This is a genomic window from Rugamonas sp. DEMB1 (assembly GCF_029834475.1).
Lineage (GTDB): Bacteria > Pseudomonadota > Gammaproteobacteria > Burkholderiales > Burkholderiaceae_D > Rugamonas > Rugamonas rubra.
This window is the reverse complement of record NZ_CP122407.1, coordinates 5,381,157-5,404,387: the sequence shown is the minus strand read 5'-3', so window position 1 is coordinate 5,404,387 and position 23,231 is coordinate 5,381,157. Positions and strand designations below refer to the sequence as shown.

Genomic DNA, 23,231 nt, shown 5'->3' with positions numbered 1-23,231 from the left:
GCCACCGTGGCAGACACGGCACCCACCATCGCTAGCCAGCCCCTGTCGGACGCCCAGCGCGACTGGATACGGCTGGAGCGCGTGCCGGGCATCGGCCTGCTGACGGCCCGGCGCCTGCTCGAGCAGTTCGGCACGCCCGGCGCGGTGTTGCGCGCGCCGGCGCAGCGCCTGCGCGAATTGCTGCGGCCGGCGCAGGCCGGGGCGCTGGCCCGCGCGCTGCAACCGGACGCCGCCTTCGACGCGCACTGCGCGGCCATCGACGCCTGGCTGCGCACGCCGGGCCGCCACCTGCTGGCGCTGGACCACCCGGACTATCCCGCCGGCCTGCGCCAGCTGGCCGATCCGCCCCTGCTGCTGTACGTGGTGGGCCGGACGGCGCTGCTGGCCGGCCCGGCGCTGGCCGTGGTCGGCAGCCGCAACGCCAGCGCCCAGGGGCTGCGCAACGCCGAGCGCTTCGCCGAGGCCTTGTCGCACGCCGGCCTGGCCGTCGTCTCCGGCCTGGCGCTGGGCATCGACGCGGCGGCCCACCGGGGCGGCCTGCGCGGCGCCGGCTCGACCGTCGCGGTGGTCGGCACCGGCGCCGACCGCATCTACCCGGCGCGCAACGGCGCGCTGGCGCGGCAGATCGCCGAGCAGGGCTGCCTAGTCAGCGAGTATCCGCTGGGCACCACGCCGCGGCCGGAGAACTTCCCCAAGCGCAACCGCCTGATCAGCGCCCTGGCGCGCGGCGTGCTGGTGGTCGAGGCGGCGGCCGGCTCCGGCTCGCTGATCACCGCCAGGCTGGCGCTGGACCTGGGGCGCGAGGTGTACGCCATCCCCGGCTCGATCCACTCGGCGCTGAGCAAGGGCTGCCACGCCCTGCTGCGCGACGGCGCCACCCTGGTCGAGTCGGCCGACGACATCCTCGGCCAGCTGGGCGGCGCCGCGCCGCCGGCGCCGGACGCGCGCTTCGTCGACGCCCTGCTCGACGCCCTCGGCTACGACCCGGCCACGGCCGACGTGCTGGCCGGCCGCCTCGGCCTCGGCGCCGCCGAGCTGCACGGCCAGCTGCTGGCGCTGGAGTTGGCCGGCCTGCTCGAGCGCTTGCCGGGCGGCATCTACCAGCGGGTGCCGGGCTGAGGCACAAAAAACGCCGGCCGTATTGAAATCCGACAAGCTTGAGCGGAATGCATGTTTTCCGCCTCACCCCGCAGTTTTACGGGCTTGTGCCGGCGCGCTTTTAACTGATAGAGTAGAGCCATGTTCGACATCCTAGTTTATCTCTACGAGACGTATTACCGTCCCGATGCCTGCCCGGAACCGGCCGCATTGGCCAAGAAACTGTCGGCCGTCGGTTTTGACGATGTGGAGATCTCCGAGGCGCTGGTCTGGCTGACCGACCTGACCGCCATGGCCGGCGTCGAACAGACGCTGACGGCGGCCTCCACCGGCACCCGCTACTACGTCGAGGAAGAGCAGGACGTGCTCGGCACGGCGGCGATCGGCTTCATCCAGTTCCTCGAGAGCGCCAAGGTGCTGTCGCCGCTGCAACGCGAGATCGTCATCGAGCGGGCCCTGGCGCTCGACGAGGCGCCCGTCACCCTGGGCAAGCTGAAGGTGATCGTGTTGATGCTGCTGTGGAGCCAGGGCAAGGAACCGGACGCGCTGATGTTCGACGACCTGTTCGGCTCGGACGAGGAGCAGGCGCCGCGCCTGCTGCATTAGCGCCACCGCCCCGCCGGCGGCGGCCGCGCCGCCCGGCGCCCGCAGGCGGCGCCGGCACTGTCGCGCAGTTCGCTTGCAGATTCCCCGGCAACCCGCTTATCATTGGCGCTTTGACAATAATGTGTCATTGTCCCGGGAGCGCAAAAATTCAACGCCGCCCACGATGCATGTATGATGCGCATGCTGAACCACCCCATAGAGTAACCACGAGAACGTAAAACATGACCAAAACCCTCATCATCGCCGAGAAGCCTTCTGTCGCGAACGATATCGCGAAGACGCTTGGCGGCTTCACCAAGCACGATGAGTACTTTGAATCCGACGAGTACGTGCTGTCCTCCGCCGTCGGCCACCTGCTGGAGATCGCCGTGCCGGAAGAGCACGACGTCAAACGCGGCAAGTGGAGTTTCGCCCATCTGCCCATGATCCCGCCATATTTCGCGCTGAACCCGATCGCCAAGACCGAGGCCCGCCTCAAGGTCTTGAACAAGCTGATCAAGCGCAAGGACGTCACCACCCTGATCAACGCCTGCGATGCCGGGCGCGAGGGGGAGTTGATCTTCCGCCTGATCGCGCAAAACGCCAAGGCCAAGCAACCGGTCAAGCGCCTGTGGCTGCAGTCGATGACGCCCGGCGCGATCCGCGAGGGCTTCACCCAGCTGCGCACCGACGAGGAGATGATGCCGCTGGCCGACGCCGCCCGTTGCCGCTCCGAGGCCGACTGGCTGATCGGCATCAACGGCACCCGCGCCATGACCGCCTTCAACTCGAAGGAGGGCGGCTTCTACCTGACCACCGTCGGCCGGGTGCAGACGCCGACCCTGTCGATCGTCGTCGAGCGTGAAGAAAAGATCAAGAAGTTCGTCTCGCGCGACTTCTGGGAAGTGCGCGCCGAGTTCGTCTGCGCCGCCGGCATCTACGAGGGCCGCTGGCTCGACACCAAGTTCAAGAAGGACGAGACCGATCCTGAGAAGAAGGCCGAGCGCCTGTGGAGCAAGGCCGCCGCCGACTCGATCGCCACCGCCTGCCGTGGCCGCCAGGGCAACGTCACCGAGGAATCCAAACCGACCACCTCGATGGCGCCGGGCCTGTTCGACCTGACCAGCCTGCAACGCGAGGCCAACTCGCGCTTCGGCTTCTCGGCCAAGAACACGCTGGGCCTGGCCCAGGCGCTGTACGAAAAACACAAGGTGCTGACCTACCCGCGTACCGACTCGCGCCACCTGCCGGAGGATTACATCCCGACCGTCAAGGAAGCGCTCGGCATGGTGATGGAGAACAACAACTACCACCAGTTCGCCAAGCAGATCCTCGACAAGGGCTGGGTCAAGCCGAACAAGCGCATCTTCGACAACACCAAGATCTCGGATCACTTCGCCATCATCCCGACCACGATCGCGCCGAAGAACCTGTCCGAGCCGGAACAGAAGCTGTACGACCTGGTCACCCGCCGCTTCATGGCGGTGTTCTTCCCGCCGGCCGAGTTCCAGGTCACCACCCGCTACACCGAGGTGAGCGGCCACCAGTTCAAGACCGAGGGCAAGGTCATGACCAACCCCGGTTGGCTGGCGATCTACGGCAAGGAAGCCTCGACCGACGAGGACAAGCAGGACAACGCCGGCGGCAACCTGGTGCCGGTGGCCAAGGGCGAGAAGGTGCAGACCGAAGCGGTCAACGCCAACGGCCTGGTGACCAAGCCGCCCGCCCGCTACACCGAGGCGACCTTGCTGTCGGCCATGGAAGGCGCCGGCAAGCTGATCGACGACGACGAGCTGCGCGACGCCATGGCCGGCAAGGGTCTGGGCACGCCAGCGACGCGCGCCGCCACCATCGAGGGCCTGCTGACCGAACGCTACCTGATCCGCGAGGGCCGCGAGTTGATCCCGACCGCCAAGGCGTCGCAGCTGATGACGCTGCTGCGCGGCCTCGGCGTCAACGAGCTGACCGCGCCGGAACTGACCGGCGAGTGGGAATACAAGCTGTCGCAGATGGAGAAGGGCAAGATTTCGCGCGAGGAATTCATGCGCGAGATCGCCCAGATGACCCAGATCATCGTCAAGCGCGCCAAGGAATACGACAACGACACCATCCCCGGCGACTACCACACGATGACCACGCCGTGCCCGAACTGCGGCAGCGTGGTCAAAGAGAACTACCGCCGCTTCGCCTGCACCAAGTGCGACTTTTCGATGAGCAAGACGCCGGGCAGCCGCCAGTTCGAGATCGCCGAGGTCGAGGAGCTGTTGACCAAGCGCACCATCGGGCCGCTGCAGGGCTTCCGCTCGAAGATGGGCCGGCCGTTCGCCGCCATCCTGCGCATCGTGCGCGACGAGGAGATCAAGAACTTCAAGCTGGAGTTCGACTTCGGCCAGAACGACGACAACGAGGACGGCGAGGGTGTCGACTTCACCGGCCAGACCGCGCTGGGGAACCTTGTCCGAAGTGCGCCGCCGGCGTCTACGAGATGGGCCTGGCCTATGTGTGCGAACACAGCGTGGCGAAACCGAAGACGTGCGACTTCCGCAGCGGCCGCATCATCCTGCAACAGGAGATCCTGCCGGAACAAATGGTCAAGCTGCTCAACGACGGCAAGACCGACTTGATGCCGGGCTTCGTCTCGCAGCGCACGCGGCGGCCGTTCAAGGCCTTCCTGGTGCGCGGCAAGGACGGCAAGATCAGCTTCGAGTTCGAGGAGCGCAAGGCCAAAGCACCGGCCAAGGGCAAGGCGGCGGCGGTAGCCGACGACGGCGCGGAAGGCGCGGCGGAAGCGGCACCGGCCAAGAAGACAGCGGCCAAGGCGCCGGCTAAAAAAGCCGCCGCCAAAGCACCCGCCAAGACCACGGTCAAAAAGGCGGCGGTGAAGAAGGCGCCAGCCAAGAAAGCCCCGGCCAAGAAGGCGGCGGCAGCGGCGGAGTAGAACAGAACCGGGACCGAGCGTCCCGGTTTTTTTATGGCCGCCGGAAAAGTGCTACGCTGGCGCTGGACGGTTGCCGGCCTTGATACTTCCGGGAGGAATGAATGAACGACTACATCATCTTCATGCACGACGATGCGAAGGAGGAAACGGCCGCCGCGTGGGAGGCGTATTTGACGATGCTGAGGGCGAGCGGGCAGTTCTCCGGCGGCAGCGAGATCGGCCAGGGCGTGTGCGTGGCGAAGAGCGGCCAACCCAAGCCGATCAGCGCGCAGCTGTCCGGCTACCTGCTGGTCCAGGCCGAGAGTATCGAGGACGCGAAAAAGCTGTTGGTAGGAAATCCCACCCTGGACGGTGGCGGCACGGTTGAAATTCGCGAGTTGCCACGCGGCTGAGCGGCGGCTGGCGGCGCCTAGCGCGGCGTGGCCGCCGCCGCCAATTCGGCCACCCGCCAGCGCCGCCCCGGCGCCAACGGCACGGCAACCTCGTTGTTGTGCCGCCACCGGCACAACAAGGCCGCGTTGAGCGCGTCGTAGCGGATCTGCGTCGTGTTCTCCAGCCAGGGCAAGGTGGAGGCCTCGACCGTCCAGTCCTCGTGTTTGCGCAGCACGGTGAACTCGGGCCATTGTTGATGCACCAGCCGGTCCAAACGCGACGCCGTTTCCTGTCCGGTGCAGGCCCAGGCCATCCAGCGTTCGTTGAGCAGCAGATAGGCGACGGCGCCGCTGTCCACCTCCACCAGCCGCGCGCCGTGCAGGGCGCCGCCGGCTTCGCGCAGCCAGTCCTCCTCGTAGCTGTTGTCGAGGCCGGTCTCGTGCAGATGGTCGGGGCTGTCGAAACGCATCCAGCCGGCGTCCAGTTCGGTGCCGACGGCGGGGAAGGCGATCTCCGGCCGCCATTCGCAGCGCGCGGCGTCGACCACGGTCAGGCCGGCGAAGCCGGTTTGCGCGTGGACGTGGTTGAGTTGTTCTGGCGACAGCCGGGCCAAGCCGGCGGCGTCGGCCAGCGCGGGACGGTCGGCAGGGATGCGCAGGTCGATGTGGAAGCGCGGCGACTGGAACCACCAGACCCGCGTGCTCAGGTCGCAACTGCCGTCGCTGCGCCAGATGCCGAGGCGGCGCCACACACCCAGATATTCACGCGGGACGTCGCGTCCTGCATCGTCAGCGCTCAAGATAGGTGCGCCACGAGCGTGATTTCGCTTGAGCGGCGCGCTCATTTCAGTATGCCTAAGCCGTGTTTTTCAATAACATGCAAAAGGCGTTGCGCGAAGGGATTGGGGGTATTGGCCGAGGTTTCCCATTTTTGCACGGTGGATTTGCTTGTGCCGAGATAGCGGGCAAACACATCCTGGCTCACCTTCAGCCCTTCGCGAATCCGTCGCACGTCGTCAGCCTTGATATCAGGTTCGACTAGGCAACTGGTGTCAAACTCTCGCATGGTCTGTTTGTCGATCGCGCCAACAGCGAATAGACCGCTTGCCGCGCTGTGAATCGCCTCAAATGCGTCGCTCCTGCGCGCGCGTACAGGCCGATTTGTTGGCTTGACGGTAGGTTTCAGGCCAGTTGCAGGCTCTGCGAGTTGGCTTGCCGCCTTCTTGGTTTTGGTCAAATTACTCATGGCAAATTTCCGTCAATTCCTTGCTTGCGATTGCCCTGCGCAGGAGTGCGGCAGTGAGTTGTTCATACGCTTTGGCAAGTTTCTTGAAACTGGCCAATTCATCTTCTTCAATGTTCTCTCTGTCCTTCTTTTGGAACATGTAGACGAAAATCCAGTAATGTCCGCCCTTGGCTAGGACAATCGAACGGTCCAAATTGTCGTTCAGGCGTTTTTTCCATACGCCTCCGCCAAGGTCGTCGGCCTGTCCCCTTTGGACTTCCGCCAAGGCCTTGCATAGCTCTTGGTCAGTGATTCCACGCTTGGCCGCCTGCTTGGAGAACCATTTGTTCTTGAACGCTCGCCTTCTTGTGGCGGGCGTACTCGAGGCCATGTCTACGGGGGCGGATTCAGGCATGTTTAACTATAGCATTCAGTGCACCGGGAGTATTGAGTCGTCGTAGATTTTTGTCGTCGAAAGAGGGGATTTTGCATGCCGCACAGCAGCAAGGCCGATATGAGCAAGCTGCGGAGTAAAGTGCTGCACACCTTGCGTCGCTCACGCCTTCACCAGCAGCTTGCCGCGATGCTCGCCGGTGAACAGCGAGTTGAGCGCGGCCGGCAGTTGCGCGAAGCCGTCGACGACGGTCTCCTCGAAGACGATCTGGCCGGCCCGCACCCAGGGCGCGACGATGCGCACCATCTCGTCCATGCGGTGGACGTAGTCGCGCGCCAGCATGCCCTGGATGGTGGCGCGCTGGTACAGCATGTGGTGCAGCAGGCGCGGCCCCAGCTCCGGCGTGTCGAGGCCGCCGCTGTACTGGCTGATCTGGCCGCAGATGACGATGCGGGCGCGCCGGTTGATGAGCGGAATGACGGCGTCCGTCACCATGCCGCCGACGTTGTCGAAATACACGTCGACGCCGCCGGTGGCGGCGCGGATCGCCGCGCCCAGCGCGTCGGCGCTGTCGTGGGCCTTGTAGTCGATGGCCCAGTCGGCGCCCAGGGTGTCGCGCAGCCAGTCGCACTTGGCCTGGCCGCCGGCGACGCCCAGCACCTTGGCGCCGTGGCGCTTGGCGAACTGCAGCACCAGCGAGCCGACGGCGCCGGCCGCGCCGGACACCACCACCACCTCGCCGGCGTGCGGCCGGCCCGATTCGGTCAGGCCGAACCAGGCGGTGCGGCCGGGCATGCCCAGCACGCCCAGCGCGGTGGTGACGGGCGCCTGCGCCGGGTCGAGCAGCTTGAGGCCGCTGGCGTGCACCTTGGCGTGCGTTTGCCAGCCGCTGTAGCTGTGGACCCAGTCGCCCTCGGCGTAGCCGGCGGCGTTGCTGGCCAGCACCTGGCCGACCACGCCGCCCTGTTGCACGGTGTTCAGCGGATGCGGCTCGGCGTCGTAGGTCGGCTTGCCCGACTGGCCGATGCGCATGTACGGGTCGACGCTGAAGTAGCGCGCCGCCAACAGCACCTCGTCCGCGCCGAGGCCGGTGTCGAGTTGCCTCTCGACCAACTCATAGTGCTCGGCGCCGATCTGGGCCAGCGGTTGTTGGCGGTAAATCCATTGTTGTTGGCTCAGCGTGGTCATGGCGGCGGTGGGCGAATGGGGATGGGACGATGGTACGATGCTCTTCGCGTCGCGTAAAGCGACTTGCATTCCGCGTGATATCTTGCAGAGGGCTAGATGACGACAACGAGCAAACACGTACTGTGTTACGGCGACTCCATGTCCTGGGGGATCGTGCCGGGGACCAGGCAGCGGCACCCGTATGAACAGCGCTGGACCGGCGTGCTGCAGAGCCTGCTTGGCGCCGGCGTCAGGGTGGTCGAGGAATGCCTGAACGGCCGCACCACGGCGTGGGACGACCCGTTCCGCCCCCAGCGCAACGGCCGCGATCTGCTGCTGCCGATATTGCACTCGCACGCGCCGATCGACCTGGTCGTCCTGTTCCTGGGCACCAACGATTTGCAGAGCATGTACGGGGTGGGCGCCTACGAGTCCTCGTTGGGCGCCGGCGTGCTGGTCGACATCGTCCAGGCTTGCCGGTCCGAGCCGATGGAGGTGGCGCCGAAGGTGCTGCTGGTCGCGCCGCCGCGCATCGGTCGTCCCTGCGGCGCGATGGAGGAGAAATTCCGCGGCGCGGCGGAGAAGTCGGCGCAATTCTCGCGCTGCTACCGGCGCGTTGCCGACGAGCGCGGCTGCTTCTTCCTCGACGCCGCCGACCTCATCCAGGCTAGCGAGGTCGACGGCGTCCATCTCGACGCGCCGCAGCACCGCCAGTTCGCCGTCGGCATACACCGGCCGGTGGCGCAGATCCTCGAGCTGCCCCAGGCCCGGGCCGGGAGCTAGGGCGCGGCGATCTCCACCGCCACCATATTGTCGTCCGGCTTGCGGTCGATCAGCTTGTTGTCCGGATCGATGCCGGCCTTGGCCGGCCGGCCGCCGACGATCACGCTGAAGTTGTTGTCCTTGCGCTCGATGAACTTGCGCACGCGCAGCAGGTTGTTGCCGTCCTTGTCGTCGACGCCGATGTCGATCCAGTCGTGCAGCGGCATCTCGGTCTCCTCGCCCAGTTCGCCGGCCTTGACCTTGCCGGCCTGCACGGCGAAGCTGACCTCGTAGCGGCCGTCGCCCAGCTTGACGGCGCTGGCCGAGACGGCGCGGTTTTCGTACAGCACGATGGCGTTGAACAGGTCGTCGATCAGGTAGGCCTGCGCCGGCGGCGTGATCCGGCGCAGCGCGTCGAGCAGCGCCGTCACGCTCGGGTAGGGCGCGTCGCGGTTGGCGTGGACGGCCAGCAACTGGCGCAGCGCCTCGTTGACCTTGCTCTCGCCGACCAGGTCCTGCAACTGGTACATGGCCAGGCTGCCCTTGCGGTAGTGGATGTAGTCCTGGTTCTCGTTGTCGGCCAGCGGCAACTCCTTGTCGCGCTCCACGGCCCGGCCCACCAGGTATTTTTCCAGGTCGTAGCGCAGGAAACGGCGCATCTTGTCCGGGCCGTAGTTCTTCTTCATCACCATCAGCGCCGAATACTCGGCCAGCGTTTCGCTCAGCACGGTGGCGCCGCGCGTGTTGCCGCCGACCAGCTGGTGGCCCCACCACTGGTGCGCCACCTCGTGGGCCGTGACGTAGAAGGGGTAGTCGATGTCCTTCGGATTCTTGTCGTTGACCTTGGCGATGAAGCCGACGCCCTCGGAGAACGGAATGGTGTTCGGATACGCCTGGGCGAAGTTGGCGTAGCGGGGGAACTCGACCACCCGCAGCACCCGGTGCTGGTAGGGGCCGAAGTTCTTGCTGTTGTAGTCCAGGCCTTCCTTGATGCCCTTGACGATGCGGTCCAGATTGTATTCGTGGCCGGGCTGGTAGTAGACCTCGATGCCGACGTCCTGCCACCAGTCGTGGCGCACCTGGTAGCGCGCCGACTGGAAGGAGTAGAAGTTGAGGATGGGCTTGTCCATCTTGTAGTGGAAGTAGCGGCGGCCCTGGCTGAGCCAGTCGCTCTCGAGCATGCCGGGGGCGATGGCGGTCTGGTCGGCGCTGGTGCTGACGATGGCGTCGAAGCTGATCCAGTCGGCGTCGCTGCCCAGGGCGTTGTCGGCCAGGCCGGCGGCGGCGTCGCGCGGCAGCATGCGTTCGCGCTTGGGCAGCTGGTGCTTCTTGCGGTCGCGCGCGTCGCTCAATTCGAGTTGCTGCTGGTAGCCGATGTGCGGCAGCACGCTGTTGTTGAAGAAGCTGCCGTTGGCCAACACCGGCGTCTCGCGGCCGAGGCCGAGGATGCCGTTCGGCGCGTAGCCGATCTCGAACTCCAGCGGCAGTTGGGCGCCGGGCGCCAGCGGCGTGCTCAGCTTGTAGCTGTAGAAGCCCAGCCGCGCGTCCTTCAGGCCGGCGCGCACTTGTTGGCCGAAGCGCAGCGCGCGGATGGTCGAGTTGCTGTCCTGTTGCAACAGGATGTCGCTGATCGGCGTGCTGCCCTTGTTTTGCAGCAGGTAGGTGCCCTTCACCAGCAGGCTGCGCCGTTCCGGCATGATCTCCACGTTGAGCTTGACGTCGACGATGCGCGGCTGCGCCAGGCCGGCGTACTTCTTGTACTGGCGTTCGTAGTCGGCGCGCTCGGCGTCCTTGCGGTAGGCCGATTTGTAGTTGCCGGCCACTTCCATGTCGTAGAACAGCACGCCGCCGGCGCCCAGCATCAGCGCGGCGCCCAGGCCCAGGGCGGTCAGCACCGGGCGGGTCAGCGCGTGGCGCGCCAGTTGCAGGCGCTGGCGCCATTCGTTGTTGGTGCCGCGCACCCAGAACAGCAGCGCCGTGACGGTCAGCAGCAGGGCCGCGCCGCCCCAGTACAGCTCGAACCAGCGCTCGCGCGCCAGGTCGGCGCCGTAGCCGTTCATGGCCGAGTAGACCAGCGGCGTCGAGGCGGCGTACAACAGCAGGGGATGGCCCAGGCCCAGCGCGCCCAGCGTCAGCGTCGCCAGGTAGTACAGGATCATCGCGAAGTGGGCCAGGTACTTGTGGTTGAGCAGCACCTGCAGCGCGATCGCCAGCACCGCCACCAGCGCGTAGTTGGGCAGTTGGATCAGGAACAGGGTCTGCAGGTAGAGGCCGGGTTCGAGCAGGAAATAGCCGTGGGCGATCTGGATGCCCATGCCGCACAGCATCACCAGCAGCAGCAGCAGGGCCTGCAGGGCGACCAGGGCGATCAGCTTGGACAGCAGCGGCAGCCAGCTCGGCACGGGCAGGGCGTCGAGCATCTGGGCGACGCGGCCCTCGCGCTCGCGCCAGACCAGCTCGCCGGCGTAGAAGGTGGTGATGATCAGCATGAACAGGGCGAAGGTGTCGGACACCGCCTCCAGCACCTTGTAGGTGACCGGGTAGGTGTTGGTGCCGAACATCGAGCCCATGTCGATGCCGCTGGCCAGCATCATCAACACGGCGGCCAGCACCAGCACCAGGAAGTAGACGTTCTTGGCGGTCTCGCGCAGGTTCAGCCAGCTGTTCTGCAACAGCAGCAGGCCCAGGCTGCGGCGCTGGAAGTCGGGCTCCTCGCGGGTGTTGGCCGACACGGCGGCCAGGCGCAGCGGCGCCTCGCCCTCGCCGCGACCACCGCCGCCGTCGATGCTGGCGACGAAGTGGAAGCGCCAGTAGCCCAGCACCAGGCCGAGCAGGGCGAGGGCGGTCCAGATCAGCCGGTTCAGCAGGTAGACGCCCTCGGGCAGCAGCAGGCGGGTGTTGCGCTCGGCGATGGGCCAGTATTCGGTCAGGCGGATCACGGCGGTGGTGCCGAAGGGGTCGATCAGCGCGGCCAGGGTCTTGTAGTCGAGGTCGCGCGCCAGGCCGGGCGCGACCAGGTAGCCGACCAGCATCACCACGCTGCTGACGTAGACCGGCAGCATGCGCCGGCTCAGCGCGGCGACGATGAAGAACACCGCGCCGAAGATGAAGATGTTGGGCAGGACGGTGCACAGGTAGGGGATCAGGTAGCCCAGCGCGCTGCCGTGGCCGATGCGCTCCGGGTCGATGCCGGGCACATAGGTGCCCAGCCAGGCGCCCAGCGGCAGGCTGGTGAAGATCACCGCCAGGGTGGCGTAGGCGCCGAGGAAGCGGCCGAAGATGTACTGGCGCTTGCGGATCGGCGCGCTGAAGAAGAAGTGGTGCATGTCGTACTCGAAGTCCTGCTGCACCGAGCGGCCCATCATGGCGGCGATGACGATCACGCCGAGCGAGCCGAGGAAGCTGACGGTGAGCATCAGCGAGCGCGGCGCGTCGAGCAGCACGCGGCCGCCGAAGGTCACGCTGGCGCCCTTGAAGACGCCGCCGGCGGCGGCCATCCACAGCATCGCCAGCGCCAGGAACATGGCGAAGTAGACCCAGGTCGAGAGCAGCTTGAGCCGCTGGCGGGCTTCGAACAGTGCGATCGCGAGCATGGCGCCGCCCCTAGCCGCAGGCCGGCGCGGCCTGGTGGCGGCCGGCGATGGTGGCGAAGTACAGGTCCTCGAGGTCGCCGATGGCCTCCTCGAAGCCGTCGCCCGGGTCGTCCTCGCTGTAGACGTGGATCAGGGTGCGGCCCGACAGCAGGCGCGTCGAGATCACCGCGTGGCGCTGCTGGAACATGGCCAGCTCCTTCTTGTCGACGAAGCGGGCCCAGATCTTGTCGCTGACGGCGTCGATCAACTGCTGGGTCTGGCCGCACAGCAGCAGGTGGCCCTTGTTGATGATGGCCATGTTGGCGCACAGGTCGGCCACGTCGCTGACGATGTGGGTCGACAGGATCACCGTCTTGTCCTCGCCGATGTCGGACAGCAGGTTGTGGAAACGCACCCGCTCCTGCGGGTCGAGGCCGGCGGTGGGCTCGTCGACGATGATCAGCCCGGGGTCGCCGAGCAGGGCCTGGGCGATGCCGAAGCGCTGCCGCATGCCGCCGGAAAAGCCGCCCAGGCGCTGGTGGCGCACGTCGAACAGGTTGGTCTGCTGCAGCAGGCCGTCGACCACCTCGCGCCGCCGCGCCCGGTTCGACAGCCCTTCAGCACGGCGAAGTGGTCGAGCATCTCGTAGGCCGTCACCTTCGGGTAGACGCCGAAGTCCTGCGGCAGGTAGCCGAGCAGGCGGCGGATCTCGTCCTTCTCGTCGAGCACGTCGAGCTCGCCGAAGAAGACCGAACCGGAGTCGCACTCCTGCAGGGTGGCGAGGGTGCGCATCAGCGTCGACTTGCCGGCGCCGTTGGGGCCGAGCAAGCCGAACATCCCGGCCGGGATGGTGAGCGAGATGTTGTCCAGCGCCACGACGCCGTTGCCGTAGGTCTTGGACAAGTTGCTGATGCGTAATTCCATACTGACTCCTGAACGGTTCCGGGCTGGCCCGGCGCGGCCGCGCGACGTTTCCGCACGGCCAAGCTTTTTTCACATGATGGCATTGTAGTGAATTTGCGACAGATCCGGGGCGCCATTGCGACGGGCGGCGCATAGCGCGGCGCAGATTGCGCAATCCGGGGAGTGGCTGAGCGGGCGGGGCGGCCGCCGCCGCGGCCGCAAGCCGGTCAATTGCGGAACAGCACCTGCTCGCGGTTGAACCACCAGCGGCACAGCAGCAGCAGGGCGCCGGCGATCAGGCTGCTCGACAGCAGGATGACGGAGAACATGCGGTAATCCATGGTGCCCTTGACCAGCTCCTTCATGGCCAGCGAGACGTTGGTCAGCGGCACCATCGCCCACATCCAGTTCAGCTCGACGCCGGGCAGCATCGCCACCAGGGTCGGCAGGATGGTGACGATGGCCAGCGGCGAGATCAGGCCGCTGGCCTCCTTGTAGCTCTTGGCGTAGATCGAGATCGACAGCAGGATGGCGGCGAAGATGGCCGCCGTCGGCAGCAGCATCAGCGCCACCATGGCCAGGTCGGCGGCGCCGATGGCGCGCACCATCAGCGCCATGTCGCCCTCGATCATGGGGCCGAAGAAGAACAGCAGCGTGCCCATGCTGGCCACCATCAGCAGCGCCGAGGTCAGGCCGATGGTGAACAGCACGAAGAACTTGGCCAGCACGATGGCGCCGCGCGGCAGCGGCGCCAGCAGCAGCGTCTCGAGCGTGCCGCGCTCCTTCTCGCCGGCGCCGGTGTCGATCGCCGGATACATCGCCGCCATCAGGCAGACCATCAGCAGGATGTAGGGCAGGAAGCCGCCGACCAGGGCGCCGATCTGCTCGCGCTTGTCGGCCGTCGAATGGTCCTCCAGGCGGATCGGGTCGAGCGCGAAGCGCAGCTGCTGCTGGCTCAGCTTGAGCGCCGACAGGGCCTGCTCGCGCAGGCTGGCGTTCTGCTCCTCGATCACCGACATGACGCGCTTGCGTGTGACGTCGACCGTCACCGCGCTGTTGTAGTGCAAGGCGATGCTGCCCTGCTGCTGGGCGCCCAACGCGGCGGCGAAGTCGGGCGGGATCACCAGGGCGAATTTGATGCGCTCGTCGCCGATGGCGTCGCGGATGGCGGCCGGCTCGACCAGCGCCACCGCCTTGAAGCCCTTGTCGGCGGCGAAGCGGGCGGCCAGTTCGGGCGCGTACTGGGCGCCGAAGATGGCGTAGGTCAGCTCGGCCTGGCGGGCCTGCTTGAACAGGCTCGACGACAGGTAGCCGAAGCCGGCGAAGATCAGCGGCATGGCGAAGATCGGGATGAAGACGGTGAAGATGAAGGTCTTGCGGTCGCGCGCCAGCTCCAGCATCTCCTTCAGGTAGATGATCCACATGGCTCAGCCTCCTTGTTTGATGACGTCGACGAAGGCGTCGTACAGGTCGGCGCTGCCGCCCAGGTGGCGCAGTTCCTCGGTGCTGCCGTGGAAGGCCGTCTTGCCGTGGTTGATGATGCAGACCCGGTCGCACAGCTTGTCGACCTCGTGCAGGTGGTGGGTGGAGAAGATCAGCGGGATGCGCAGCGCCTTGTAGCTGGCGATGAAGTCGAGCAGGATCTTGGCCGACATCACGTCGAGCCCGGTGGTGGGCTCGTCGAGGATGACGATCTGCGGCTCGTGCACCACGGTGCGGGCGATGGCGCACTTCTGCTTCATGCCGGTCGACAGCTGGTCGGCCCGCTTGTCGGCGAACTGGTGCATTTGCAGCAGCTCGAACAGCTCGTCGCAGCGGCGCCGCAGGTAGGGCGCGCTCATGCCGTGCAGGCGGCCGAAGTATTCGACGTTCTCGCGCGCCGTCAGGCGGCCGTACAGGCCGGTGGTGCCGGACAGGAAGCCGATGCGCTGGCGCGCCGCCAGCGGGTCGGCCAGCAAATCGACGCCGTTGGCGACGACGCTGCCGGCGTCGGCCTTGAGGGCGGTCGACAGCAGGCGCAAGGTGGTGGTCTTGCCGGCGCCGTTGGGGCCGAGCAGGCCGAGCACCTCGCCCGGCGCGCAGCGGAAGCTGACGTCGCGCACGGCGTGGAACCAGCCGTCGTGGCCGCGCGGATCGTGCGACTGCGGGGGCTTGCCCTTGTGGGAGGGCAGGCGGAAGCGTTTTGCCAAGCCTCGAACTTCGATCATTGGGGCATCCAGGTTGTCAGGGATTTAAGATTAGCCGCAAAAAATCTTGCGTGCAAGGCACAAAGCGTAATTGTCTTGCTATAGTCGATGGACGGCGTCGGCGCGGTGGCGCCGGCTAGCCGGATGCAAGTCGAACAGGAAGGTCTAGCGGGTGGCGAAATGAACGAAGAGCTGAAGAAGAAGGTGCTGGCGGTGACCCAGTGCGGCATGAACAAGGAGGAGGCGGTCGGCTTCTTCCGCGTCGCGCTGGGCTTGTACTACCTGGCCGGCCTGATGACCAAGGAGACGCTGGATTTCAAGCGCCTCGACCGCGATTTCAACCGCTTCATCTACCACGCCATCGGCAAGGGCCACAGCATCACCAGCGTGCTGCAGTTCATGAGCGGCGAGAAGGTGGTGCCGGTGGTCGAGTCGAAACGTTTCCTCAGCGCCTATGCGGAGCACTGTCCCGAGGTGCCGCTGGAAAACATCCCCTTCCTGCTGGGGCTCAACCTGGGCGTCGCCAAGGACATTTCCAGGATCGACGTGCGCGGCCCGGTGGCCGACTACATCGAGCGCCAGCGCCTGCTGCGCGAGGCCGCCGAGTCCTGACGCCGGGCGCCGCCATGCCGGCCGGGCTGGCACGGCGGCGCGATCGTCCTATAATGGTGCTTTCCGACTGATTGCGACTGACGACCATGGCAGCGAACCGTTACCACCATCCCCTCGACCGTTTCATCTCCGGCGCCGACAAGGCCTTGCGCGTGATCGCCGGCGTGGCCTCGGCCTCGCGCCCGACGCCGGCCGCGCACGCCGCCGACGCCGCGCTTAGCGAGTCCGAGCAGCGCCACGCCGCCGGCTTGATGCGGGTCAACCACGTCGGCGAGGTCTGCGCCCAGGCGCTGTACAACTCGCAGGCCCGCTTCGCCAAGAGCGACGCGATGAAGCTGCAGTTCGAGCAGGCCGGGCGGGAGGAGGAGGACCACTTGGCCTGGACCGCGCAGCGGCTGGCCGAGCTGGGCTCGCGCACCAGTCTGCTCAACCCGCTGTTCTACGCCGGCGCCTACGCCGTCGGCACGGTGGCCGCCTATCTGGGCGACGCCCACAGCCTGGGCTTCGTTGTCGAGACCGAGCGCCAGGTCGAGGCCCATTTGGCCAGCCACCTGGACCGGCTGCCGCCGCAGGACGCCAAGTCGCGCGCCATCGTCGAGCAGATGCGCGTCGACGAGGTGGCCCACGGCGCCGCCGCCCAGGCGCTGGGCGCGGCGACCACGCCGCTGCCGGTGCGCGTGGTGATGCAGGGCATGGCCAAGCTCATGACCGGCAGCGCCTACTATATTTAGGGAAAGCGCCAGGGAATCGGGCAAGCAGGCGGCGCCGACCGAGGGTCGGCCCCCGAGGGTCTGACCCTGGCATTTGCCCTGGGGGGGATCAGGCCGCTTCGACGATCTCGAAGGAGTGGGTGATCTCGGCGGTCTTGCCCAGCATAATCGATGCGGAGCAATATTTATCGTGCGACAGGGTGATCGCCCGTTCCACGCTGGCCGGCTTCAGGTTCTTGCCGGTCACGACGAAGTGGAAGTTAATCTTGGTAAACACCTTCGGTTCCGTCTCGGCGCGCTCGGCGCTGAGCGTGCATTCGCAGCCACGGATGTCCTCGCGGCCCTTTTTCAGGATCAGCACGACGTCGTAGGCGGTGCAGCCGCCGGTGCCCAGCAACACCATCTCCATCGGCCGGGGCGCCAGGTTGTGGCCGCCGCCCTCGGGCGCGCCGTCCATGTTGACCAGGTGGCCGGAGCCGGTCTGGGCCAAAAAACTCATGCCCGACGGGCCGTTCCAGCTAACTTTGCATTCCATTCGATTCTCCATAAGGCTGTCCGTGGCCCTATTGTAAAGGAGCGGCGGGCGCGCCGCCGGGCGTGGCCGCTGGCCGTCGCCGGGCGGCGGCAAAGCGGGGCGGGGCTTGACTCCGGCTCCCTTCGCCGCTTATAATTGCCGGCTTTCCGTTCGCTCAGGAAAAGTATTTATAAAAAGGCCGAGTCCGCTGAAGCAATGGCGGAACCACCATTTGAGCGTGTGTAATTCAATTAGGAAGTCAACATGAAAACATTTTCCGCTAAAGGGCATGAAGTCCAGCGCGATTGGTTCGTGGTTGACGCGACGGACAAAGTCCTCGGACGTGTTGCCAGCGAAGTGGCACTCCGACTGCGCGGCAAACACAAACCGGAATTTACTCCTCACGTCGATACGGGCGATTTCATCGTCGTCATCAACGCAGGCAAACTGCGCGTGACCGGTACTAAAGCTACCAACAAAACGTACTACCGTCACTCGGGCTACCCAGGCGGCATCTACGAAACCAACTTCCAGAAAATGCAACAGCGTTTTCCAGGTCGCGCGCTTGAGAAAGCGGTCAAGGGCATGTTGCCTAAAGGCCCACTCGGCTACGCAATGATCAAGAAGCTGAAAGTGTACGCGGAAGAAACTCATCCGCACGCAGCTCAGCAACCTAAAGCACTCGTTCTCTAAGGAACTGACATGATCGGTAACTACAATTACGGCACCGGCCGTCGCAAGAGTGCAGTAGCTCGCGTGTTCATCAAAGTTGGCACTGGCCAAATCATCGTTAACGGCAAGCCAGCGGCTGAGTACTTCTCGCGCGAAACCGGCCTGATGGTGATCCGTCAACCACTGGAACTGACCGGCAACGTCGAGCGTTTCGACATCAAGGTTAACGTTCACGGCGGCGGCGAGTCCGGCCAAGCTGGCGCAGTTCGCCACGGCATCACCCGCGCCCTGATCGACTACGACGCAGCGCTGAAACCGGATCTGGCCAAAGCCGGCTTCGTTACCCGCGATGCACGTGAAGTCGAGCGTAAAAAAGTTGGTCTGCGCAAAGCACGTCGCGCAAAGCAATTCTCGAAGCGTTAATTTATACGCTACAACACGCGGTCCGCCGCGTGTTGCTCGAAAAGCCGCCGGCCTGTTCCGGCGGCTTTTTTGCATTGAGGGGCCGTCATACGGCGGTCGCACAGGCCTGATAAAATGCGCCTTCGGCATCACCCCGCAACTCCCCATACTACTTACCCAAGGAAAGAACATGATCAAAGTTGGCATCGTCGGCGGCACCGGTTACACCGGAGTGGAATTACTGCGTCTGTTGGCAGTCCATCCCGATGTGCAGCTGACGGCGATCACCTCGCGCAAGGAAGACGGCCTGCCCGTCGCCGACATGTTCCCCTCGCTGCGCGGCCGCGTCGCGCTGGCCTTTTCGGCGCCGGAAAAAGCCGACCTGAGCCAATGCGACGTGGTGTTCTTCGCCACCCCGCACGGCGTGGCCATGGCGCAGGCGCCGGCCCTGCTGGCGGCCGGCGTCAAGGTGGTCGACCTGGCGGCCGACTTCCGCCTGAAGGACCAGGCCAGCTTCGAGCAGTGGTACAAGATCCCGCACACCTGCCCCGAGCTGCTGGAGCAGGCCGTGTACGGTTTGGCCGAGCTGAACCGCGAGGCGATCCAGGGCGCTTCCCTGATCGCCAATCCGGGTTGCTACCCGACCACCATGCAGCTGGGCTACTACCCGCTGCTGAAGGCCGGCCTGATCGACGCCGGCGCGCTGATCGCCGACTGCAAGTCCGGCGTCTCCGGCGCCGGCCGCAAGGCCGAGATCGGCACCCTGTTCTCCGAGTCCAGCGACAACTTCAAGGCCTACAGCGTGGCCGGCCACCGCCACACGCCGGAAACCGCCGCCCAGTTGCAGCGCTTCACCGAACAGAAGGTCGACCTGGTGTTCACGCCGCACCTGGTGCCGATGATCCGTGGCATGCATTCGACCTTGTACGCCCGCCTGACCAAGGAAGTCAGCAACGAGGAGCTGCAAAGTTTGTTCGAAGAGCAATACAAGGATGCGCCTTTCGTCGACGTGATGCCGTTCGGCTCGCATCCGGAAACCCGTTCGACGCGCGGTTCCAACATGCTGCGCATGGCGCTGCATCGTCCGGGCAACGGCAACACCGTGATCGTGCTGGTGGTGCAGGACAACCTGGTCAAGGGCGCCGCCGGCCAGGCCGTGCAGTGCATGAACCTGATGTTCGGCCTGGAGGAAACCACCGGCCTGATGCAGATCGCCCTGTTGCCATAAAGGCGGCGGTGGAGCATCGGCGAGCCAGATCAAGGCCCGCCGGCCGCGCCGGAGTAGATTGAATGCTGGTCCCGGCGCCGCCGGGGCCGGCACAGCGAGGGCAGCGCATGTTCGGCCACAAAGCGAGAAGCAGCATGGACAGCCTGATCGGTCCGGCGACGCGGATCGACGGCGATCTGTTGTTTCGCGGCGGCCTGCGCATCGACGGCCGGGTGCGCGGCAACGTGGTCGCCGAGAGCGAGCAGGACAGTTTTCTGGTGGTCTCCGAGCACGCCACCATCGAGGGGGCGGTGCGCTGCGCCCACCTGATCGTCAACGGCGCCATCCAGGGCGACGTGCACGCCAGCGAGTTGCTTGAAATCCAGCCGAAGGCCCGCATCTTGGGTGATATCAGTTACAAGGTGCTGGAAATCCATGCCGGCGCCCAGGTACAGGGGCGGCTTACCCATTTTGACTGTGTGGACAATGCCTTGCATTTGGCCGCAACGGGAGCATGACTTGCGCCAAAGGTCTATAATGAACCAAATGTTTTCACGTAGGAGTCTGAAATGAATGCTGTCGCCGAAGCGCAAGATGTAATCCCGTCGCCTATCATCTTCACCGATAGCGCTGCCCAAAAGGTAGCCCAGCTGATCGAAGAAGAGGGTAATCCTGATTTGAAACTGCGCGTCTTCGTGCAGGGTGGCGGCTGCTCCGGCTTCCAGTACGGCTTCACCTTTGACGAAATCGTCAACGAAGACGACACCACGATGATCAAAAACGGCGTCCAGCTGTTGATCGATTCGATGAGCTACCAGTATCTGGTCGGCGCGGAAATCGACTACAAGGACGACCTCGAAGGTGCCCAGTTCGTGATCAAGAATCCAACCGCGTCGTCGACTTGCGGTTGCGGTTCCTCGTTCTCGGTCTAAGCCACTTCGCAGCAACATCCCTTGCGGCGGCCAGTTGATCTGGCCGCCGTTGTCGTTTGTGCGGCAACTTCGTTGCTACCGCGCCACATCGCCGCCGCCGCGCCTCAGCGCGGGTACAGCGCGCCCAACACCCTTGGCCCCGCCGCACCCGTCACCGCCGGCAGATTGCCCGCCAGCCGCGCGTTGAAGCGGTAAGCCAGCCAGGCGAAGGCCAGCGCCTCGACGCGGTTCGGCGCCACGCCCAGCGCCTCGGTCGAGGCCACCGCCACCTTGCCGTCCAAGGCCGCCGCCAAATCGCGCAGCAGGGTGCCGTTGTAGGCGCCGCCACCGCAGATGTAGAGCGCGTCCGCCCCGCCGCCGTACTGCGCCACCGCGCGCGCCAGCGTGACGGCGGTGAGCCGCGTCAGCGTGGCCTGCACGTCGGCCGGCGCCAGCTGCGCGAAGGCGCTCAAGCGGGCGTCCAGCCAGTCCATATGGAACAGGTCGCGGCCGGTGCTCTTGGGCGCCGGCAGGGCGAAGTAGGGCTCGGCTAGCAGCGCCGCCAGCAGCGCCGGCACGACCGTGCCGCTGGCGGCCCAGGCGCCGTCGGCGTCGTACTCGCGGCCCTGGTGGCGGGCGATCCAGCCGTCCATCAGCACGTTGCCGGGGCCGGTGTCGAAGCCGTCGACGCGGCCGTCGCCGTGCAGCACGCTGATGTTGGCGATGCCGCCGATGTTGGCCACCACGCGGCGCAGCCCGGCCACGCCGAACAGCGCCTGGTGGAAGGCCGGCACCAGCGGCGCGCCCTGGCCGCCGGCGGCCACGTCGCGGCTGCGGAAGTCGGCGACGACGTCGATGCCGCACAGCTCGGCCAGCAACGCCGGATTGTTGGTCTGCCGCGTGAAGCCCAGTTCGGGCCGGTGGCGGATGGTCTGGCCGTGCGCCGCCACGGCGCTCACCGCGTCGGCCGCCACGCCGCCCTGGCGCAGCAGTTCCGCCACGCACCGGGCGTAGTGGACGGCGATCTGCTGGGCCGCCAGCGCCTCGCGCTCCAACTCGTTCGGGACGGCCGCCTGCAGCGCCATCAGCTCGGCCCGCAGCGCCGTGGGAAACGGCACGTAGGCCGCCGCCAGGGTGCGCGTGGCCGCGCCGCTGAAATCGGCGAGGGCGCCGTCGACACCGTCCAGGCTGGTGCCGGACATCAGACCGATATACAGGGCCATGAGCTTGCTCCTTCGTGCTTGAAAAGTGTATTTTGCCTCAGCGCCTCAGTCGGCGCGGGAATAATTGAGCGGTATTGACGCGTGGCCGCCGCCATGCTGTTGTTGCCACCCTCAATGCGCGCCAGCGCACGGAAGCCTGCGGCGAAAAACCGCATCATGGTCTTACTTTCTGAGGGGAAAGGGAAGGGCGGCGTGTACCGGCATGGCCGCGCAAAAATGAAAACAGGCCATACGAGATGGCCTGTTTTTTACTCCGCTGCCGGCGCCGGGCCTACTTGGCGGCGACGCGGGTGTTGTTCGAACCGGCCGGGCGCAGCAGCGCGAAGCGGTGCGTCATATCCGAGGCGAAGCTGCGGAAGCGGGCCATTTCGGCCGCCGTCAGCGGCGCCTGGGCTTGCACGTTCAGGGTGTTCGGGTCCTTGGCTTCGCCGCCGACGCGGAACTCGTAGTGCAGGTGGGCGCCGGTCGACCAGCCGGTGCTGCCGACGTAGCCGATCACGTCGCCCTGGCTGACTTTCGTGCCCTTCTTCATGCCGGCCGCGAAGCGGCTCATGTGGGCGTAGGCGGTGGTGTAGTTGGCCCAGTGCTTGAGCACGACCACATTGCCGTAGCCGCCCTGGGTGCCGGCGAAGTCGACCACGCCGTCGCCGGAGGCGCGGATCGGCGTGCCGGTCGCGGCGGCGAAGTCGACGCCCTTGTGCTGTTTCCAGTTGCCGGAAATCGGGTGCACGCGCATCGAGAAGCCGGAGGAGATGCGGGAGAATTCGAGGGGGGATTTGAGGAAGGCTTTTTTGAGGGACTTGCCGTCGAAGCTGTAGTAACCGCCGCCTTGCTTGCTGGCCGGATCTTCGAACCAGACCGACTGGTAGGTGTTGCCGCGGCTGGTGAACTCGCCGGCCAGGATGCGGCCGGCGCGGACGAACTCGCCGTCCTGCCAGAAGGTTTCGTAGACCACGTTGAAATGGTCGCCGCGCTTCAGGTCGGAGCGGAAGTCGATGTTGGTGGAGAACATCTCGACGATCTGGTGCACGACGCTGTCGGGCAGCTTGGCGCCGTCGCTGTTCGAGTCGGTCGCCGCGAACAGGGTCGAGGTGATGTCGCGCGCGTGCATTTCGACGCGGCGTTCCAGCTGGGCCGCCGTCTCGGTGGCGACGAAGCCGTCGCCCTTGCGGGTGATCGAAATATTCTTGACCGGAATGTCCTTGCCGTCGACCACGGAGGCGCGCAACCACTGCAGGTTGCCGTCCTCGTCGGTTTGCGCCTGGACCCGCTTGCCGGTCTTCAGCTGCATCACGCCGTGGGCGACCTTGTCCTTCTTGATGAAGTTCTCCGCCGCCTCGTCGTCCACGCCGAGGCGGGTCAACAGCGTGGCCAGCGTGTCGCCGGCGCGGATTTTTTCTTCGTGGACGTAGTGGTCGGTGGATTGTTGCTGCTGGAGGGAGTCGATCTGGGCGGCGATGTTCGGCATGGCGATCTCTTGCGAGACCGATTTGACTGGCAGGTCGGAGGCGTCCGGCGCGAGCGGCGCCACACCGGCGGCGCCGAAGGCGCAGACCGCCAGCAGCAGCGCCGACGTGCTAACGATGCGCGCCTTGCGGGTCGAACCTAGCAGTTGGAACAAGCGCGAGCTTGTGATTTTATTTGTAGGGTTCATGCAATCAGTTAAAATTTGCCGCTTGAACTATTCAGGAACGTTTTGTTTTTATAATTTTTGATTCGGTTCGTTTTCATACGGCAAGATTGATCGGACCGAACATTATAGCAAACTCCTGGAACCCC

21 protein-coding genes and 2 pseudogenes are annotated in these 23,231 nt (G+C 65.8%); 12 read left to right on the top strand and 11 right to left on the bottom strand.

Annotation, left to right across the window (positions count from 1 at the left end):
- Nucleotides 1–6: 6 nt before the first annotated feature.
- The 4 genes and pseudogenes from dprA to QC826_RS24895 all read left to right on the top strand — a co-directional run bounded on the left by dprA (nt 7) and on the right by QC826_RS24895 (nt 5,013).
- Nucleotides 7–1,119, top strand: coding sequence for a DNA-processing protein DprA (gene dprA, locus QC826_RS24910; protein WP_279762904.1), 1,113 nt, complete (start codon nt 7–9; stop codon nt 1,117–1,119).
- Nucleotides 1,120–1,239: 120 nt separating this feature from the next.
- On the top strand, nt 1,240–1,704 hold the full coding sequence (locus QC826_RS24905) for a DUF494 family protein (RefSeq protein WP_093389907.1): 465 nt from the start codon (nt 1,240–1,242) through the stop codon (nt 1,702–1,704).
- A gap of 221 nt (nt 1,705–1,925) precedes the next feature.
- Nucleotides 1,926–4,621: pseudogene (locus QC826_RS24900) on the top strand (DNA topoisomerase III).
- Between the two features lie 101 nt (nt 4,622–4,722).
- Entirely contained in the window at nt 4,723–5,013 is a 291-nt protein-coding gene (locus QC826_RS24895) for a hypothetical protein (RefSeq protein WP_279762902.1), read from the top strand.
- A gap of 17 nt (nt 5,014–5,030) precedes the next feature.
- Here QC826_RS24895 and QC826_RS24890 read toward each other — a convergent pair whose 3' ends face one another.
- The 4 genes from QC826_RS24890 to QC826_RS24875 all read right to left on the bottom strand — a co-directional run bounded on the left by QC826_RS24890 (nt 5,031) and on the right by QC826_RS24875 (nt 7,868).
- Nucleotides 5,031–5,792: a hypothetical protein gene (locus QC826_RS24890; RefSeq protein WP_279762900.1), complete on the bottom strand. Its 762-nt coding sequence runs from the start codon at nt 5,790–5,792 to the stop codon at nt 5,031–5,033.
- A 41-nt stretch (nt 5,793–5,833) separates the two neighbouring features.
- Nucleotides 5,834–6,238: a DNA-binding transcriptional regulator gene (locus QC826_RS24885; RefSeq protein ID WP_313872805.1), complete on the bottom strand. Its 405-nt coding sequence runs from the start codon at nt 6,236–6,238 to the stop codon at nt 5,834–5,836.
- Nucleotides 6,231–6,632 carry a type II toxin-antitoxin system RelE/ParE family toxin gene (locus QC826_RS24880; RefSeq protein WP_279762899.1) on the bottom strand — a complete coding sequence of 134 codons (402 nt, stop codon included), beginning with the start codon at nt 6,630–6,632 and terminating at the stop codon, nt 6,231–6,233. The genes QC826_RS24885 and QC826_RS24880 overlap by 8 nt, the downstream gene beginning before the upstream one ends.
- 141 nt (nt 6,633–6,773) lie before the next feature.
- Nucleotides 6,774–7,868, bottom strand: a complete 1,095-nt coding sequence (locus QC826_RS24875) for an NADP-dependent oxidoreductase (RefSeq protein ID WP_279762898.1) — start codon at nt 7,866–7,868, stop codon at nt 6,774–6,776.
- Nucleotides 7,869–7,895: 27 nt separating this feature from the next.
- Between QC826_RS24875 and QC826_RS24870 the strand changes: the two genes are divergently transcribed.
- A complete protein-coding gene (locus QC826_RS24870) occupies nt 7,896–8,561 on the top strand; it encodes an SGNH/GDSL hydrolase family protein (protein WP_279762897.1) in 666 nt (221 codons plus the stop codon).
- Here QC826_RS24870 and QC826_RS24865 read toward each other — a convergent pair.
- The 4 genes and pseudogenes from QC826_RS24865 to QC826_RS24850 all read right to left on the bottom strand — a co-directional run bounded on the left by QC826_RS24865 (nt 8,558) and on the right by QC826_RS24850 (nt 15,222).
- Nucleotides 8,558–12,133, bottom strand: a complete 3,576-nt coding sequence (locus QC826_RS24865) for a M1 family aminopeptidase (protein WP_279762896.1) — start codon at nt 12,131–12,133, stop codon at nt 8,558–8,560. The genes QC826_RS24870 and QC826_RS24865 overlap by 4 nt on opposite strands.
- Nucleotides 12,134–12,143: 10 nt before the next feature.
- A pseudogene (locus QC826_RS24860) lies at nt 12,144–13,036 on the bottom strand (ABC transporter ATP-binding protein).
- Between the two features lie 206 nt (nt 13,037–13,242).
- Nucleotides 13,243–14,439 (bottom strand): ABC transporter permease, encoded by a 1,197-nt coding sequence (locus QC826_RS24855; RefSeq protein ID WP_279762895.1) that lies wholly within the window; start codon nt 14,437–14,439, stop codon nt 13,243–13,245.
- A gap of 3 nt (nt 14,440–14,442) precedes the next feature.
- Nucleotides 14,443–15,222, bottom strand: a complete 780-nt coding sequence (locus QC826_RS24850) for an ATP-binding cassette domain-containing protein (protein WP_279762894.1) — start codon at nt 15,220–15,222, stop codon at nt 14,443–14,445.
- Between the two features lie 159 nt (nt 15,223–15,381).
- Between QC826_RS24850 and QC826_RS24845 the strand changes: the two genes are divergently transcribed.
- A complete protein-coding gene (locus QC826_RS24845) occupies nt 15,382–15,813 on the top strand; it encodes a hypothetical protein (protein ID WP_279762893.1) in 432 nt (143 codons plus the stop codon).
- A gap of 86 nt (nt 15,814–15,899) precedes the next feature.
- Nucleotides 15,900–16,544, top strand: a complete 645-nt coding sequence (coq7, locus tag QC826_RS24840; RefSeq protein ID WP_279762892.1) for a 2-polyprenyl-3-methyl-6-methoxy-1,4-benzoquinone monooxygenase — start codon at nt 15,900–15,902, stop codon at nt 16,542–16,544.
- Between the two features lie 88 nt (nt 16,545–16,632).
- Here the strand turns inward: coq7 and QC826_RS24835 are convergent, their stop codons facing one another.
- The gene (locus QC826_RS24835; protein ID WP_099414974.1) at nt 16,633–17,058 is read right to left on the bottom strand and encodes an OsmC family protein; all 426 of its coding nucleotides are present in this window, start codon (nt 17,056–17,058) and stop codon (nt 16,633–16,635) included.
- A 243-nt stretch (nt 17,059–17,301) separates the two neighbouring features.
- Here QC826_RS24835 and rplM point away from each other — a divergent pair, with 243 nt between their 5' ends.
- From rplM to erpA, 5 genes are all read left to right on the top strand, one after another.
- The gene (rplM, locus tag QC826_RS24830; RefSeq protein ID WP_093389920.1) at nt 17,302–17,730 is read left to right on the top strand and encodes a 50S ribosomal protein L13; all 429 of its coding nucleotides are present in this window, start codon (nt 17,302–17,304) and stop codon (nt 17,728–17,730) included.
- A 9-nt stretch (nt 17,731–17,739) separates the two neighbouring features.
- The gene (gene rpsI / locus QC826_RS24825; protein WP_019924401.1) at nt 17,740–18,132 is read left to right on the top strand and encodes a 30S ribosomal protein S9; all 393 of its coding nucleotides are present in this window, start codon (nt 17,740–17,742) and stop codon (nt 18,130–18,132) included.
- A gap of 169 nt (nt 18,133–18,301) precedes the next feature.
- On the top strand, nt 18,302–19,339 hold the full coding sequence (argC, locus tag QC826_RS24820; RefSeq protein WP_279762891.1) for an N-acetyl-gamma-glutamyl-phosphate reductase: 1,038 nt from the start codon (nt 18,302–18,304) through the stop codon (nt 19,337–19,339).
- A gap of 107 nt (nt 19,340–19,446) precedes the next feature.
- Entirely contained in the window at nt 19,447–19,836 is a 390-nt protein-coding gene (locus QC826_RS24815; RefSeq protein WP_279762889.1) for a polymer-forming cytoskeletal protein, read from the top strand.
- Nucleotides 19,837–19,887: 51 nt separating this feature from the next.
- Nucleotides 19,888–20,250: an iron-sulfur cluster insertion protein ErpA gene (erpA, locus tag QC826_RS24810; RefSeq protein ID WP_093389923.1), complete on the top strand. Its 363-nt coding sequence runs from the start codon at nt 19,888–19,890 to the stop codon at nt 20,248–20,250.
- Between the two features lie 104 nt (nt 20,251–20,354).
- Here erpA and QC826_RS24805 read toward each other — a convergent pair whose 3' ends face one another.
- Entirely contained in the window at nt 20,355–21,452 is a 1,098-nt protein-coding gene (locus QC826_RS24805; protein WP_279762888.1) for an anhydro-N-acetylmuramic acid kinase, read from the bottom strand.
- A 271-nt stretch (nt 21,453–21,723) separates the two neighbouring features.
- On the bottom strand, nt 21,724–23,106 hold the full coding sequence (locus tag QC826_RS24800; protein WP_279762887.1) for a M23 family metallopeptidase: 1,383 nt from the start codon (nt 23,104–23,106) through the stop codon (nt 21,724–21,726).
- Between the last annotated feature and the right edge of the window lie 125 nt (nt 23,107–23,231).

Excerpts from the sequence above, each read along its gene's own strand:
- argC (WP_279762891.1), top strand. The coding sequence starts at position 18,302 with ATGATCAAAGTTGGCATCGTCGGCGGCACCGGTTACACCGGAGTGGAA.
- QC826_RS24800 (WP_279762887.1), bottom strand. The coding sequence starts at position 23,106 with ATGAACCCTACAAATAAAATCACAAGCTCGCGCTTGTTCCAACTGCTA.
- QC826_RS24805 (WP_279762888.1), bottom strand. The coding sequence starts at position 21,452 with ATGGCCCTGTATATCGGTCTGATGTCCGGCACCAGCCTGGACGGTGTC.
- QC826_RS24850 (WP_279762894.1), bottom strand. The coding sequence starts at position 15,222 with ATGATCGAAGTTCGAGGCTTGGCAAAACGCTTCCGCCTGCCCTCCCAC.
- QC826_RS24895 (WP_279762902.1), top strand. The coding sequence starts at position 4,723 with ATGAACGACTACATCATCTTCATGCACGACGATGCGAAGGAGGAAACG.
- coq7 (WP_279762892.1), top strand. The coding sequence starts at position 15,900 with ATGGCAGCGAACCGTTACCACCATCCCCTCGACCGTTTCATCTCCGGC.
- QC826_RS24905 (WP_093389907.1), top strand. The coding sequence starts at position 1,240 with ATGTTCGACATCCTAGTTTATCTCTACGAGACGTATTACCGTCCCGAT.
- QC826_RS24845 (WP_279762893.1), top strand. The coding sequence starts at position 15,382 with ATGAACGAAGAGCTGAAGAAGAAGGTGCTGGCGGTGACCCAGTGCGGC.
- QC826_RS24815 (WP_279762889.1), top strand. The coding sequence starts at position 19,447 with ATGTTCGGCCACAAAGCGAGAAGCAGCATGGACAGCCTGATCGGTCCG.
- QC826_RS24855 (WP_279762895.1), bottom strand. The coding sequence starts at position 14,439 with ATGTGGATCATCTACCTGAAGGAGATGCTGGAGCTGGCGCGCGACCGC.
- QC826_RS24875 (WP_279762898.1), bottom strand. The coding sequence starts at position 7,868 with ATGCAAGTCGCTTTACGCGACGCGAAGAGCATCGTACCATCGTCCCAT.
- erpA (WP_093389923.1), top strand. The coding sequence starts at position 19,888 with ATGAATGCTGTCGCCGAAGCGCAAGATGTAATCCCGTCGCCTATCATC.
- QC826_RS24870 (WP_279762897.1), top strand. The coding sequence starts at position 7,896 with ATGACGACAACGAGCAAACACGTACTGTGTTACGGCGACTCCATGTCC.
- QC826_RS24880 (WP_279762899.1), bottom strand. The coding sequence starts at position 6,632 with ATGCCTGAATCCGCCCCCGTAGACATGGCCTCGAGTACGCCCGCCACA.
- QC826_RS24885 (WP_313872805.1), bottom strand. The coding sequence starts at position 6,238 with ATGAGTAATTTGACCAAAACCAAGAAGGCGGCAAGCCAACTCGCAGAG.
- QC826_RS24835 (WP_099414974.1), bottom strand. The coding sequence starts at position 17,058 with ATGGAATGCAAAGTTAGCTGGAACGGCCCGTCGGGCATGAGTTTTTTG.
- rplM (WP_093389920.1), top strand. The coding sequence starts at position 17,302 with ATGAAAACATTTTCCGCTAAAGGGCATGAAGTCCAGCGCGATTGGTTC.
- QC826_RS24865 (WP_279762896.1), bottom strand. The coding sequence starts at position 12,133 with ATGCTCGCGATCGCACTGTTCGAAGCCCGCCAGCGGCTCAAGCTGCTC.
- rpsI (WP_019924401.1), top strand. The coding sequence starts at position 17,740 with ATGATCGGTAACTACAATTACGGCACCGGCCGTCGCAAGAGTGCAGTA.